The organism is Prochlorococcus marinus str. MIT 9211 (assembly GCF_000018585.1).
Lineage (GTDB): Bacteria > Cyanobacteriota > Cyanobacteriia > PCC-6307 > Cyanobiaceae > Prochlorococcus_D > Prochlorococcus_D marinus_B.
Genome location: NC_009976.1, coordinates 1,597,932 through 1,612,561 on the forward strand (window position 1 = coordinate 1,597,932; position 14,630 = coordinate 1,612,561).

The 14,630-nt window shown below is 38.7% G+C and carries 11 protein-coding genes; 6 read left to right on the top strand and 5 right to left on the bottom strand.

Annotation, left to right across the window (positions count from 1 at the left end; translation table 11 throughout):
• The first annotated feature begins 37 nt into the window (after positions 1-37).
• On the top strand, positions 38-1,045 hold the full coding sequence (gene holA / locus P9211_RS08630) for a DNA polymerase III subunit delta (protein ID WP_012196324.1): 1,008 nt from the start codon (positions 38-40) through the stop codon (positions 1,043-1,045).
• A gap of 48 nt (positions 1,046-1,093) precedes the next feature.
• A complete protein-coding gene (locus P9211_RS08635; protein ID WP_012196325.1) occupies positions 1,094-2,860 on the top strand; it encodes an aspartate kinase in 1,767 nt (588 codons plus the stop codon).
• A 2-nt stretch (positions 2,861-2,862) separates the two neighbouring features.
• On the opposite strand, the gene uvrB is transcribed toward P9211_RS08635, so the two are convergent.
• Positions 2,863-4,902 (bottom strand): excinuclease ABC subunit UvrB, encoded by a 2,040-nt coding sequence (gene uvrB / locus P9211_RS08640; protein ID WP_012196326.1) that lies wholly within the window; start codon positions 4,900-4,902, stop codon positions 2,863-2,865.
• Between the two features lie 84 nt (positions 4,903-4,986).
• Positions 4,987-5,766 carry a DUF561 domain-containing protein gene (locus P9211_RS08645; protein ID WP_012196327.1) on the bottom strand — a complete coding sequence of 260 codons (780 nt, stop codon included), beginning with the start codon at positions 5,764-5,766 and terminating at the stop codon, positions 4,987-4,989.
• Positions 5,767-5,850: 84 nt separating this feature from the next.
• Here P9211_RS08645 and tilS point away from each other — a divergent pair, with 84 nt between their 5' ends.
• Positions 5,851-6,870: a tRNA lysidine(34) synthetase TilS gene (tilS, locus tag P9211_RS08650; RefSeq protein ID WP_012196328.1), complete on the top strand. Its 1,020-nt coding sequence runs from the start codon at positions 5,851-5,853 to the stop codon at positions 6,868-6,870.
• On the opposite strand, the gene P9211_RS08655 is transcribed toward tilS, so the two are convergent.
• The 3 genes from P9211_RS08655 to P9211_RS08665 all read right to left on the bottom strand — a co-directional run bounded on the left by P9211_RS08655 (position 6,867) and on the right by P9211_RS08665 (position 10,874).
• On the bottom strand, positions 6,867-8,855 hold the full coding sequence (locus P9211_RS08655) for a ribonuclease J (RefSeq protein ID WP_012196329.1): 1,989 nt from the start codon (positions 8,853-8,855) through the stop codon (positions 6,867-6,869). The two genes, tilS and P9211_RS08655, sit on opposite strands and share 4 nt — an antisense overlap.
• A gap of 82 nt (positions 8,856-8,937) precedes the next feature.
• A complete protein-coding gene (gene dapA / locus P9211_RS08660) occupies positions 8,938-9,846 on the bottom strand; it encodes a 4-hydroxy-tetrahydrodipicolinate synthase (RefSeq protein WP_012196330.1) in 909 nt (302 codons plus the stop codon).
• The gene (locus tag P9211_RS08665; protein ID WP_012196331.1) at positions 9,843-10,874 is read right to left on the bottom strand and encodes an aspartate-semialdehyde dehydrogenase; all 1,032 of its coding nucleotides are present in this window, start codon (positions 10,872-10,874) and stop codon (positions 9,843-9,845) included. Before P9211_RS08665 ends, dapA begins: the two co-directional genes overlap by 4 nt.
• Before the next feature lie 160 nt (positions 10,875-11,034).
• Here P9211_RS08665 and tig point away from each other — a divergent pair, with 160 nt between their 5' ends.
• The 3 genes from tig (at position 11,035) to clpX (ending at position 14,619) form a co-directional block, all read left to right on the top strand.
• Positions 11,035-12,450 (top strand): trigger factor, encoded by a 1,416-nt coding sequence (tig, locus tag P9211_RS08670; RefSeq protein ID WP_012196332.1) that lies wholly within the window; start codon positions 11,035-11,037, stop codon positions 12,448-12,450.
• Between the two features lie 93 nt (positions 12,451-12,543).
• Positions 12,544-13,146: an ATP-dependent Clp endopeptidase proteolytic subunit ClpP gene (gene clpP, locus P9211_RS08675; protein WP_012196333.1), complete on the top strand. Its 603-nt coding sequence runs from the start codon at positions 12,544-12,546 to the stop codon at positions 13,144-13,146.
• A 111-nt stretch (positions 13,147-13,257) separates the two neighbouring features.
• The gene (gene clpX, locus P9211_RS08680; protein WP_012196334.1) at positions 13,258-14,619 is read left to right on the top strand and encodes an ATP-dependent protease ATP-binding subunit ClpX; all 1,362 of its coding nucleotides are present in this window, start codon (positions 13,258-13,260) and stop codon (positions 14,617-14,619) included.
• Positions 14,620-14,630 lie beyond the last annotated feature (11 nt).

Here is a 14,630-nt window from a genome sequence, read left to right on the forward strand (position 1 = left end):
AAGGCATCATCTATTTAGAAAAATTGCTCAGCTTTAAATGCCAATACATTTGATCTGGGGTGATGATTATGGTTCTAGTGAACGTGTAATTGAAAATCTAATTAAAGAAATCATTGATCCTGCTTGGATAAGCGTCAACCTAAGTCGACTTGATGGAAAAGATCTTTCACAAGCAAATCAAGCATTAGAAGAAATTCAGACTCCTCCTTTTGGAAGTGGTGGGCGAGTAATATTGGTCAAACGCAGCCCATTTTGCAACGGATGTTCAGCCGAGTTAGCTTCTAAGCTTGAAATAAGCCTCAAGCAAATTCCTCTGACAACCCATCTCATTTTAAATAATACAAACAAGCCAGATAAAAGATTAAAAACTACAAAGCTACTTCAAGAATTAATCAAATCTAACCAAGCCAGTGAGAAAAAATTCTTATTGCCTGCTGTATGGGATGGAGCAGGTTTAAAGGCGCTAGTTCAGAAAACAGCTAAAGAGCTCAATTTAGAACTGGAAGAAGAAGCTATTCTTCTTCTTATTGAATCAATCGGAAATGACAGTACAAGACTGATTTCAGAACTAAAGAAACTAACTCTCTTAGAAAGCACAAAAAATAAAAATGCTCATGCACATGACATCCTTCAAATTAGTAGAGAAACAGTCCATGACTTAATTCAGGGAATATCTACAAACTCTCTCGAAATTGGAAATTGTCTATTGAAAAGTCAATGGGGAGAAGCAATAGCAAAATTAGATGCCCTTATAGATAATGGCGAGCCAGCGCTAAGAATTATTGCCACATTGACAGGGCAAATACGCGGTTGGCTATGGGTTAGCTTGCTAGAACAACATGGCCAAAAAGATGTTGGATTTATAGCAAAGCAAGCAGGGATTTCGAATCCAAAAAGAATCTATGTGATTAGAAAACAAATCCAAGGCAAGTCAACTATTTTTTTCATTGATCTACTAAGAAAAATATTAGGAGTAGAAGTATTATTGAAAAAAGGAAGTTTCCCAAAAAATGCATTTCGAGACGGTCTGCTAACAAAAGGCTGATTTAGCTACCTAATCACTGAAATAATCAAAATTATGCGAAATAAGTAAATGGTTCTTCTGGTGCAAAAATTTGGGGGCACCTCTGTAGGAAGTGTGGAGCGAATTCAATCAGTCGCTCAAAGAATTGCACTTTGCAAAGACCAAGGTTTTGAACTTGTAATAGTTGTCTCTGCAATGGGCAAAGCCACCGATGAGCTAACCCAACTCGCACAAGAAATTAGTCACAAGGCTCCCAAAAGAGAAATGGATATGCTTCTTGCCACAGGAGAACAAGTATCTATTGCTCTACTATCAATAGCCCTCAATGAAATAGGCATCCCAGCAACATCAATGACAGGAGCACAAGTTGGCATTGTGACTGAATCATCCCATGGTCGAGCAAGAATTCTTGAGATCAAAACTGCACGAATTGAAAATCTACTAAGCCAGGGGCAAGTCGTAGTTGTAGCAGGGTTTCAAGGTACAAGCTTAGGTAGCGGAGGAACAGCAGAAATAACCACTTTAGGGAGAGGAGGATCAGACACCTCTGCCGTGGCACTGGCAGCAGCACTGCATGCAGATGCATGCGAAATCTATACAGATGTTCCAGGAGTTCTAACTACTGATCCTCGCAAAGTTCCAAATGCGCAATTAATGAATAGCATCAGTTGTGATGAAATGCTTGAGTTAGCAAGTCTTGGAGCAGCTGTCTTGCACCCAAGAGCAGTAGAAATAGCGCGAAACTATGGCATCAAACTTGTTGTACGTTCAAGCTGGGATGAAACACCAGGAACAACCATAACAAGTCAAGGGAATAGAGAAATAGGCAAAGAAGGGTTAGAGCTAGGTCGTCCTGTGACAGGGGTTGAATTAGTTGAGAACCAAGCTGTTCTAGGGCTTGCTCACATTCCTGATAAACCTGGAATTGCGGCAGATTTATTTGAAACTCTTTCCAAGGGGGGGGTAAATGTAGATCTGATAATCCAATCAACTCATGAAGGCAATAGTAATGACATCACCTTTACTGTCGCTGAAGAAGAATTATCTCTAGCAAAAGCCCTATGCAAGCAATTCATTAATAAGTTTGGAGGTGAACTATCTACTCAAAGTGAAATGAGCAAATTAAGTATTCGAGGTGCCGGAATTATGGGAAGGCCAGGCATAGCAGCAAAGTTATTCGAGACAATCTCCAAAGCGGGAATTAATTTAAGGCTTATTGCTACTAGCGAAGTGAAGTTAAGCTGTGTTATTGATTCTGGAATGGGATGCAAAGCACTTAGAGCTGTTAGCGAAGCATTTGAAATTAAAAAAGATCACATTCACATTAATCCCGAAATTTGTAATTTAGAAGAGCCAGAAGTGAGAGGAGTTGCTTTAGATACAAATCAAGCTCAAATGAGTGTAATAAATGTTCCTGATATTCCTGGAACTGCTGCAACTCTTTGTAGAGCGTTAACAGAGTCTGGTATTAGCTTAGATACAATTGTGCAATCAGAAAGAAAACATAAAAAAGGTGGTCGCAATATTAGTTTCACCCTTCACAAAGAAGATCGTGAGAAGCTCAATAAAGTTCTTTTGCCACTATTGAAAACTTGGCATGAGGCGTATTTACAAGATGGAAAAGCAATTGCTCGTATCAGTTCAGTTGGTGCAGGGATGCCAGCAACTATTGGAACTGCAGCTCGAATGTTTAGGGCCCTAGCCAATGCAGAAATTAATATAGAAATGATCGCAACTAGTGAAATTCGAACTACTTGTATAGTTTCTGAGAGCTATGGAACCAAAGCTCTCCAAGCAGTACATGAATTCTTTCAATTAAATGAAAGCGATAAATAATCTTACTCTGGTTTAGATAATTTTTTCCTTAATTGTCTGATCCTATCCCTTAATTTGGCCGCCTGTTCAAAATCAAGCTCTTCAGCTGCTAGATTCATTTTACCTTCTAATTTATCAATAATTTCAGGTAATTCGACAAAAGCAATTCCTAAATCTTCACTTTGATTTAAACTATCTACAGCTTTACTAGTAATACTAACCAAGTCAGCATTATCACCCTCATTTTGTAATTTTCTCGACAATTCTAAAAACGAAAGAATTGAATTAGAAGGCTTTTTACCTGCTGGTTTAGGAATAATTCCATGCTTTTGATTATACGCCTGTTGAATTGCCCGACGTCTCTCAGTTTCTTGAATTGCTGTGGACATAGACTCTGTCAAGTTATCTGCATAAAGCAAAGCAAAGCCATCAACATGCCTTGCCGCTCTTCCGATGGTCTGTATTAAGGATCTTTTTGCTCTAAGGAAACCTTCTTTATCTGCATCAAGAATCACTACAAGGGAAACTTCTGGTAAATCTAAGCCTTCCCTTAACAAATTCACACCAACCAAAACATCATATTCTCCCACTCTAAGGTCCTGAATAATTTCAATCCTCTCTATAGAATGAATTTCAGAGTGAAGGTATCGAACTTTGACCCTATTCTCAGAGAGATAATCACTTAAATCTTCTGCCATACGCTTAGTCAAAGTAGTAATCAATACTCTTTCTTTTTTGATAACTCTTTTTCTTATCTCATCTAATAAGTCATCAATCTGCCCTGCCGTTGGACGAACCTCAACCACGGGGTCTAAAACCCCCGTTGGCCTAATTACCTGTTCAACAATTCCATCAGTACTTACCTCACACTCCCAGTCCCCAGGTGTCGCACTTATAAAGACCGTTTGTTTTGCCTTACTCCAAAACTCATCAGATTTCAAAGGTCTATTATCCGCAGCACTGGGTAATCTGAACCCATGATCTATTAAAACCTTCTTTCGAGATTGATCGCCGTTATACATAGCTTGCAATTGCGAACAAGTTACATGACTTTCATCAACTACTAATAGCCAATCTTCTGGAAAATAATCAATTAAACATTCAGGAGGTGTCCCTTGATCTCTTCCTGATAAATGTCGTGCATAATTTTCAACTCCATTACAATATCCAACTTCTTTCAACATTTCAATATCATATTTTGTCCTCTGTTCTAAACGTTGAGCCTCTAATAGTTTTCCTTCTTGATTAAAAAAATCTAATTGGTCTTTTAATTCTTTTTGTATAGATTGTATTGCTATTAGAAGTCTATCCTTAGGAGTAACAAAATGCTTGGCAGGATATATATTTATTGAATTAAGGTTCTCCAATATTTCACCTGTAATAGGATCAACATACCTAATTGCTTCTACCTCATCTCCAAAAAGTTCAATTCTAACCAGTCTGTCTTCATACGCTGGCCCTATTTCAAGGACGTCACCTTTTATTCGAAAGTTACCTCTAGAAATATCTACATCATTACGAACATATTGATTGCTCACTAACTCTCTCAACGATTCTCTTACATTTATATCATTACCTAATTGAAATTTAACAGAAGCCTTCAAATATTCACTTGGTATTCCTAAGCCATAAATACAGCTAATAGAAGCCACAACAATTACATCTCTGCGTTCAAATAATGACCTAGTTGCTGAATGGCGCAACATATCGATCTCTTCATTAACTGAAGATGTTTTAGCTATATAAGTATCACTTACAGGAACATATGCTTCAGGTTGATAGTAATCATAGTAAGAAATAAAGTACTCAACAGCATTTTTAGGAAAAAATTCCCTGAGTTCATTACATAATTGTGCTGCCAATGTTTTATTATGAGCTAATACAAGTGTAGGGCGACCAGTTTGTTCAATTACATTGGCAATAGTAAATGTTTTCCCTGTGCCTGTAGCTCCTAAAAGTGTCTGATATTGCTTACCTTGATTGACACCATACACCAATTCAGATATTGCTTTTGGCTGATCTCCCTTAGGTAAATATGGAGAATTAAGATGATATTTGTGCATCAGATAAGAAGACAATGCGAGCTAATAAAAAAGCCTGGTATAAATTACGTGCTCTTTTCAATTCATTCTCTAGGAAGATATCAATTAAAAATTACATGAATTAACTTTCAGCGATGAATCAATCCCTTCTCTTAAACTTCTGATCATTGCAATCCTTTCTAAATCACTCGCTAGTCCATTCACTGCAGATCCAACCCCTACGCCTGATGCACCTATGGATATAGCCATAGGAACGGTAACAGGAGTCAATCCAGACGCACACAAAATGTGGCTTTGACATCCAGCCATAGAAAAACCTTTAGAAATGCTATGCACTGATGCCAAAGTAGGAGTAGCTTTCTCAATTAAACCAGTGATCCCTGGGCTTTGAGGTATAGCACTCGTTCCACCCTCTGTCTGAATTAAATCAGCTCCTGCATCAACTAACTGCATTGCCAATTGAGTTTGTTGGTCTAAAGGTAAATGATGTGGGACAGTTGCTGAAAGAAAGATATTTGGCAACAACTTTCTAGTCTTAATGGTTATAGAAAGAACCTCTTTAGCAGCAAAACAACGACCTTTTGCATAAAAAGAGTCAAAATTACCTATCTCAACCATGACGGCACCTGCTTCTACTGCTGATGGGAAAAGCTCAGGATCTACTGCGCTTACGCAAACAGGAATTGAGGACGCTTTAATAGCAGCCCCCACTAAATGTGAGTCACAAGCTATATCAATCAGATCCGCCCCACCTATAAATGCAGACCGAGCAATACTTTCTATAGAACTCTGATCGAAGTTTGCTAAACCACTAATGATCTTGAGTACTGAGTGCTGCTCGAAACTTCTTTGAAGAGCAAGAGGCAAATTGAGAAAGCGCGACATCAAATAAATACCAGATAATCTGATTGTGACATTCTTCGTGATAAAGAACTATCAAAATTAAATCTATTGATTTACACAAACGATATGTCTCGACCAACTAAACCTGAAGTTCCATGGAGTCGATGGCATGCTCGACTTCACAAAGGGCTAATACGCAACCACGATTTATTGCCTAAAGGGTCTTCTCTGCTTCTATCAATTTCTGGTGGACAAGATTCAATGGCTCTACTCAAACTCATTGTTGATCTTCGACGACTTTATGAATGGAAAATATTCATTTGGCATGGTGATCATGGCTGGCATAAACAATCAACTCAAATTGCAACAGGCTTAAAAGAATGGTGTAATAACCAAGAACTCCGCTTTGTTAGCGAACGAGCAACAAAAGAAAAAATACATAGTGAACAAGCAGCTAGAAATTGGCGTTACGAATGTCTAACTGCTCATGCGCAATTATTGTCTCAACAAAACCAATCATCACCATGCCATTATGTCTTAACTGGCCATACAAGTACTGATAGAGCTGAAACTCTCCTCCTTAATCTGTCAAGAGGCACTCATTTAAGCGGTCTAGGTAGTCTTAAAAGCTCAAGAACCCTATCAGGTCAAATAAAATTAGTCAGGCCATTATTAATCTTCAGCAGAGAAGATACTGCTCAAATATGTAAAGAGATGGATTTACCTGTCTGGCTTGACCCTTCTAACTCAAATATGAGAATTAGTCGTAATCGTATTAGGGAAGAAGTTATCCCAGTGCTAGAAACGCTTCATCCTGGAAGTACTCGTAGGATTGCATCTCTTGCTGAAAGATTAGGCTCTTTAAAAGATGATCAGGAAGCATTGACCATACTGGCCATAGAAGCAATAAAAGATTCTGAAGGTTTATCTCGACAAAAAGTCATTAGCCTTCCAAGGAATACAAGAAGAACAGTTTTTGCTAAATGGCTAAAGCAATCTGGGGTGCCTGCGTTAAAAGCCTCTCAGCTTGAAGATATCAGCCACAGCACTTCAGCAAGAATGGCCCCAGGTAATAGACAACTTGCAAATGGGTGGATAATCACATGGAATAGAGAGTCAATACAACTCTTTAATCGTCACAATTAACTTACAGCTGACCGGCGTCTTCTTGTCCTTCCTGAAGGGGCATCTTCGATAAGTTCTTTTTCAGCATTCTCCAATGAAGTAGAAGGTGATGGAGTTTTTGTAGATTCTACTGAACGTGGCATAGATTTATACACGTTTTTATCATTCGCACCTGAAGATAACTCCCTATTTTTTATATTGCCTTTTGGTGCAACTTCATCATCAATTCTACCTTTATAAACTGGAGTTCCTGAGGGAGCAGGTTGAACTAAACAAAGGATCAAAGGTTCTACTTGTAATTCTCTTCGCATTCTTCTAGCCAAACCAGCCTCAACCTCTCTTTGAAAACCAATCCAATCTACTTCGACAGAATTGGCGCTAACTTGCCTAGAGAGCTGTTTCCAACGATTATCTAAAACCCAAGTAATCTCTTTCTCAGTCCAGAAAGACATTTTCTTAGGTTCTGCACTAGTAATTACTCCACGCAAATTAACTCTTGGAGGAGCAACCATTGCACCATCAGTACTTACAGCAACGAGCAAAGTAATTACTCCATCTTCAGCTAATTGCTGTCTTTCTTTTAAAACGCGAGCATCAACAATACCGTTCCTAGATGCATCTAAAAGCTCAATCCCAGCTTTTACAGGTTGTCCTCTATTGATGGAGTTAGGAGTTAATTCAACAACATCTCCATTTTCAAGAATCAAAATATTATTCTCTGGAACACCCATAGTCTGAGCACTCTTGCTGTGACACACGAGCATTCGGTGCTCACCATGAACTGGAACAAAATATTTTGGTTTTGTTAAAGCAAGCATCAATTTCTGATCTTCTTGAAAACCATGTCCTGAAACATGAATTCCTTCACCTTTCCCATAAATAACCTTTGCACCAAGCTTCATTAAACGATCAATAGTATTTACTACCGAAATTGTGTTCCCAGGGATTGGACTAGCTGAAAAAATGATTGTATCGGTTGTTTTTACCTGCACATGCTGGTGATCTCCCCGAGAAATACGGCTTAAGGCGGCTAATGGTTCCCCTTGACTTCCCGTCATTAAGAGAAGGGTTTCCCTATCAGGCATATCTCGAATTTGTTTTATTGGAACAAATAGATCATCTGGTGCCTTCATATATCCAATTTCCCTTGCTTTTGCTATAACATTCAACATCGATCGACCAAGCAAACCAACTTTGCGACCATGCTTTAAAGCGAGTTCCAAAATCATCGCAACACGATGAATGGAACTTGCAAAAGTTGTAATAATTACTCGACCTTGAGCCTCAGCAAGGTGACGCTCAAGTGCAGGAAAAACTGTTCGCTCTGAGGGACACCAACCAGGAACTTCAGCATTTGTAGAATCACTAAATAGACATAAAACTCCTTCATCTCCATGATGCGCAAGACGAGCGAGGTCAAAATGCTCTCCATCTACAGGTGTGTGGTCAAACTTAAAATCACCTGTAAAAATTATTGTTCCAACTGGTGTTTTGATGGCTAAAGAGAAACTATCTGCCATCGAATGAGTATTACGAATAAACTCAACAGAAAAATACTGACCTACTTTCACAACATCTCTAGGGCCAACAGTGTGAATAGTGGTTCTATCAGTAACACCAGCTTCTTCCATTTTTCCTTGAAGCATGGACATCGCTAATCGAGGACCATAAATCACAGGAATATTGAAATGCTTCAAATGATGCGAAATTCCACCAATATGGTCTTCATGACCATGAGTAACAATCATGCCTCGCATACGATGCTGATTTTCTCTCAAATAACTAGTATCTGGCATCACCACATTGACCCCATGCATTCCATCACTAGGGAATGCAAGGCCAGCATCAACAAGCATCAAGTCATCTCCATATTCAAAAACACAAGTGTTTTTTCCTATCTCATGCAGTCCTCCAAGAGGGATAACTTTTAAAGATGGTTGTTTAGTCTTGGAATCCCTGGAAACATTATTAATGGAATTTGAAGACCTCGAAAAGCTAGTAGCCATAAGAAAAAGTATGTGAAGAACAAACTCGTTTTGCGGTGTGACAAATCACTTGATAAAGCCAAATGCAATAGAGAGCTTTTTATTAAATTTGTCGCAAGGATTTAATTATATCTATTAGGTCTTCTTTCATTTGTTTTTTTAATGGAGACAAAGGGCGTCGAGGGGAACCGACTTGCCAGCCAATCGCTTCAAGGGCAGCTTTCACGGGAATAGGGTTAGTAGTTGCAAAAAGAGCTCTGAAAAGAGGTTGCAACTGTTCATGATAAGCAAGTGCAATATTCACTTGTCCAGTGGAATATGCATCAATCATGGCTTTAATCCTGCTACCCACAATATGACTAGCAACACTCACAACACCAACTGCCCCCACTGACATCATCGGCAAAAGTAATCCATCATCACCACTATAAACAGCCAACTGAGACCCACATTGCATTCTTAAATCGGTGACTTCACTCGTTGTCCCGCTAGCAGCCTTATAACTAATTATATTTGGACAATTCATCAGCCTTTTTACTGTGGCGGGATGAATTGAAGAACCTGTTCTGCCAGGTATGTTGTAAAGCATTAAGGGTAAATCTGGGGCAGCATTTGCAATCGAGCGAAAATGGATTTCCAAACCTTCTTGAGGTGGTTTGTTGTAGTAAGGAACAACAACCAAAGCCCCATCAGCTCCAAGTTCTGCTGCTTTTACAGTTGCTTCTATCGCTTCAGCAGTACTATTGCTACCAGTACCTGCGAGAACTTTGACAGCTTTGCCAACAGAGCTTTTTACAGTTTCAAGTAATTGATGTTGCTCACTCCAACTCAAAGTTGGAGACTCTCCAGTGGTTCCACAAACAACAATTCCGTCCGAGCCTTCATCCACTAAATATCGCGCCAATCGACCAGCAATTGCATAATCTACCTTTCCATCACTATCAAATGGAGTAACCATTGCGGTTAATAAGCGTCCAAAAGGTTTTGGTGATAAATGGGCAGCAGAGCTCATGAATTAGGTAGCAACAATTCAGCAATTTGAATGGCATTCAATGCAGCACCTTTACGAATTTGATCACCACAAAGCCATAGCTCCAAACAATTAGCATGGCTTACATCTTGACGAATTCTGCCTACAGCAACTGAATCTTGACCAGCAACATCTACTGGCATTGGAAACCTATTTGCATGAAAATCTTCGATAATTTTTATGCCTGGTGCATCATTTAAAGCTTTTCTAGCAAGTCTTACCTCAATTGGCTCAACAAATTCAATATTCACAGCTTCAGAATGTGCCCTTAAAACTGGAACTCGTACGCAAGTTGCCGTCAACGAAAGCTCAGGTGATTCCATAATTTTTCTTGTTTCATTAATCATTTTCATTTCCTCTTCACAGTAATCATTCTCTGCTAACGGCGAATTGTGTAAGAAAAGGTTAAATGCAAGCGAATAGGGCAAAACCTTACTTTTGCTTGTTTTGCCATCCAAAACATCTTGAGTGAGATTTTTAAGCTCTTTCATAGCTTCAGCGCCTGCACCACTAGCAGATTGATAAGTAGAAACTACAACTCGTTTTATTGGCGCTAATAAAGACAAAGGTCTTAAAACTACAGTGAGTAAAATTGTGGTGCAATTGGGATTTGCAATTACGCCTTGATGAGTCAAAGCTTTTTCGGGATTAACTTCAGGAACAACTAAAGGGACTTCAGGGTCCATCCTAAAAGCACTGGAATTATCAATTAGCACAGCTCCAGCAGCATTAATAGAATTTCTCCATTTCTTTGATATAGAGCCGCCAGCAGAAGCAAAAACTAAATCCACTCCTTGAAATTGTTCAGGAGAAGCGGGATGAATTGTTATATTTCTACCATTCCAAAGTTTGATTTTGCCTGCAGACCGCTCTGAAGCCAACAATTTTAATTGATCAATAGGAAAGGAACGTTCCTCCAATAATTGCAAAAGCTCATTACCTACTGCTCCTGTTGCTCCTAAAACAGCAACAGTCAGGGGTCGATTGGGTAAAAAATTTTTAAAAGACAACTTTTGCAGAGAGTGATTTCCCGAAGAACAAAAAGATCAAATCTTGGAAAATCTACTCAAGAATCTTCAAGAAATCTATAAAGGAACTATAGCTTTTGAAAGTTTGCCAGACTCTTTCTTAATGTAATGAGCTAATGAGCTTTCGTTTAGTAGCTGCCCAATGAGCAATTCCACATTAAAGGTAAAAACAAAATCAATGCCTGACAGCCGTTTGGCAGTTGAATTAGAAATTTCTGCAAAGCAATGCAAAGAAAGTTATCAACAAGCATTGTCTAAATTAAGCAAAACTGCCAATCTGCCTGGATTTCGGAAGGGAAAAGTTCCTCAAGCGGTGCTGTTACAGCAAGTAGGGGCTAAAAGGATTCAAGCTTCAGCCATAGAAAAGCTTTTAGAAGTTGTATGGCCTCAAGCGCTACAACAAGAATCAATCGAACCACTTTGTGAGCCAGAATTAATTGGTGGCTTTGAAGCTTTATTAGAAAATTTCAACCCTGATTCAAAACTGACACTTACATTAGAAACAGATATCTCACCAATACCTCAATTAAAAAGCTCTAAAGGACTAACAGTAGAAGCTGAAAAAGTTGTTTTTGATCCTAAGAAAATTGATGAACTGATAGAGCAATCTCGAAAACAACTTTCAACTTTAATACCAGTTGAAAATAGACCGGCAAAAAAAGGTGATGTTGCTGTCGTTAGCTTTGAAGGAAAGTTTACTGATAACAATAGTCCAATTGAAGGCGGCAACAGTGACTCAATGGACATCGAGCTAGAGAAAGGTCAAATGATTCCTGGATTTGTAGAAGGAATCATAGGAATGAACATAAATGACGAAAAAACAGTTGAATGCACTTTCCCAAAAGATTATCCGCAAGAAGATGCCCGAAATAGAAAAGCCAAGTTTGATATTAAAGTCAAGGATCTAAAAACAAGGGAGTTGCCTAAGCTAGATGATGATTTTGCTAAACAAGCTAGCGATAAAGATAGTCTGGAAGAGCTTCGAAAAGAACTAGAAGCAAAATTAAAAGAGGATGCACATCAACGAAGTATCAAAAACCGTCAAGAAGCATTGTTAAAAGCTCTTGTTGAACAATTAGAAATTGATCTACCAAAAACTCTAATCGAGATAGAAACTCGCAATCTTATTGAACAGACCGCTAGAAACTTTGCTCAACAAGGAATCGATGTTAAATCAACTTTTACTCCTGAACTAATCAATAAATTGATGGATTCTTCTAGGCCAGAAGCAATTGAGAACCTTCGTCGTCAATTCGCCATGCAAGCTCTTAGAAAAGAAGAAGGTATTGAAGTCCCTAATAAAGAAGTTGATAAAAAATTCGAAGAAGTCAAAAAAGAATTGAGCAAAGAAAAAAATATCGATTTCGAAAAATTAAAAGAAGCTGTATTAGAAGATCTACTCCAAGACAAAGTCTTTACATGGCTAGAAGAAAACAATACCGTAATTGAAACATTGCCCAAGACAAAATCCTTAAATGGAAAACCCTCTACCCAAGGGAAAACTAGCCAATCAAAAAGCAAAAAAACAAAAACAAAGGTAGAAAAAACAACCAAGTGATAATTGAGCTTTTAGATTATCCAAATAAAGAGACATTGTATTAGCGTGACCCCCTCTGCCTTCAGCCACCCAATCAAAAATATATGGGAAGGGATGTATCCCATTTCTGGGCCTGGTGTGCTTCCTACAGTTGTTGAGCAATCAGGAAGAGGTGATAGAGCATTTGATATTTACTCCAGACTGCTACGAGAAAGAATAATTTTTCTTGGTACAGACGTTAATGACCAAGTAGCTGATGCATTAGTTGCCCAAATGCTTTTTCTCGAAGCTGAGGATCCCGAGAAAGATATACAGCTTTATATAAACTCTCCTGGCGGATCAGTAACTGCAGGTTTAGCTATTTACGACACAATGCAGCAAGTAACTCCTGACGTAGTCACTATCTGCTATGGATTAGCAGCAAGCATGGGGGCATTTTTATTATCTGGTGGTACTAAAGGTAAAAGAGTCTCCCTACCAAATTCAAGAATAATGATTCACCAACCTCTAGGTGGAGCTCAAGGCCAAGCTGTTGAAATCGAAATTCAAGCCAAAGAAATTCTTTTTCTAAAAGAAACCTTAAATGGTCTTCTCTCAGAGCATACAGGTCAGCCAATCGACAAAATTGCTGAAGACACAGACAGAGACCACTTCCTTTCCCCGCAAGAAGCGGTTGAATACGGCCTGATAGACAAAGTCATAAACAGCACGAACTAAAGAGGAATCGTTAAGGAAAGCTGACGAAGCAGCAATTACTAACGATCCTATTAGTAAGGCTGAACATCCTTTGTCAGATCCTTTAACCCTTTTGGAATTCTTCTAAACTCGATGGCAAAGTTTGAAGCCCATCTCAAATGCTCTTTTTGTGGCAAATCCCAAGAGCAAGTTAGGAAACTCATTGCAGGTCCAGGAGTCTATATCTGTGATGAATGTATAGATCTCTGTAATGAGATCTTGGATGAAGAACTGATAGATAATCAAACAAAAACAAGAGAAGCAAACAATCCATCAAATAAAAATCACACCGCCATTACAAGTACTAGCAAGCCTGCTCCTACCCTAGCGACCATCCCCAAACCAATTGATATTAAAGACTTCTTAGATAAACAAGTAGTTGGACAAGAGGTTGCAAAAAAAATCCTTTCTGTGGCTGTCTATAACCATTACAAACGACTTGCTTGGCAAGGCGATGGTAATCAGGAAACGGACCTAACAGCAACAAGATTACATAAGTCAAACATTCTCCTTATTGGGCCTACTGGTAGTGGGAAAACTCTTCTCGCGCAAACTTTGGCAGAGCTGCTAGATGTACCATTTGCAGTAGCAGATGCAACGACATTAACCGAAGCAGGATATGTAGGAGAAGATGTTGAAAATATTTTGCTTAGACTCTTGCAGAAAGCCGATATGGATATTGAACTTGCGCAAAGAGGAATTATTTATATCGATGAAATAGATAAAATCGCTAGAAAAAGTGAAAACCCTTCTATAACAAGAGATGTATCTGGAGAAGGAGTGCAACAAGCTTTGTTAAAGATGCTAGAAGGCACTGTTGCCAACGTACCGCCTCAGGGAGGCAGGAAACATCCATATCATGATTGTATTCAAATAGATACCAGCCAAATACTCTTTATTTGTGGAGGTGCTTTTGTTGGTCTAGAAGATATTGTTCAAAAAAGATTAGGCAAAAACTCTATTGGCTTCATGCCTACAGATAGCCGAGGGCAAAATCATCTCAATAGGGACTTAGACAATAATCAAATGATTAACAATCTCGAGCCAGATGATTTAATACGTTATGGTCTAATTCCTGAATTTATTGGAAGAATGCCAGTAACAGCAGTCCTAGAACCATTGAATTCAGAAGCTTTAGAGGCAATTCTAAAAGAACCTAGGGATGCCGTAATTAAACAATTTAGAACCCTAATGAGTATGGATAATGTAAAACTTGAATTTGACGAAGGTGCAGTCACGGCAATTGCTCAAGAAGCATTTAGAAGAAAAACTGGTGCAAGAGCCCTAAGAGGAATAGTTGAAGAATTAATGGTTGATCTTATGTACAAACTTCCTTCCGAAAAAAATGTCAGTGATTTTACAGTGACTAAAAAAATGGTGGATGAAATGATTATCGGTGGGAAGGTATTAAAACTGCCCTCTAACGAAAAAATAGATCACCCTGAATCTGCCTAATTCAAGCCAAC

Bases quoted from the DNA above. Each gene is read 5' to 3' on its own strand.
- holA (WP_012196324.1), top strand. From the start codon at position 38: ATGCCAATACATTTGATCTGGGGTGATGATTATGGTTCTAGTGAACGT.
- P9211_RS08635 (WP_012196325.1), top strand. From the start codon at position 1,094: ATGGTTCTTCTGGTGCAAAAATTTGGGGGCACCTCTGTAGGAAGTGTG.
- uvrB (WP_012196326.1), bottom strand. From the start codon at position 4,902: ATGCACAAATATCATCTTAATTCTCCATATTTACCTAAGGGAGATCAG.
- P9211_RS08645 (WP_012196327.1), bottom strand. From the start codon at position 5,766: ATGTCGCGCTTTCTCAATTTGCCTCTTGCTCTTCAAAGAAGTTTCGAG.
- tilS (WP_012196328.1), top strand. From the start codon at position 5,851: ATGTCTCGACCAACTAAACCTGAAGTTCCATGGAGTCGATGGCATGCT.
- P9211_RS08655 (WP_012196329.1), bottom strand. From the start codon at position 8,855: ATGGCTACTAGCTTTTCGAGGTCTTCAAATTCCATTAATAATGTTTCC.
- dapA (WP_012196330.1), bottom strand. From the start codon at position 9,846: ATGAGCTCTGCTGCCCATTTATCACCAAAACCTTTTGGACGCTTATTA.
- tig (WP_012196332.1), top strand. From the start codon at position 11,035: ATGAGCAATTCCACATTAAAGGTAAAAACAAAATCAATGCCTGACAGC.
- clpP (WP_012196333.1), top strand. From the start codon at position 12,544: ATGTATCCCATTTCTGGGCCTGGTGTGCTTCCTACAGTTGTTGAGCAA.
- clpX (WP_012196334.1), top strand. From the start codon at position 13,258: ATGGCAAAGTTTGAAGCCCATCTCAAATGCTCTTTTTGTGGCAAATCC.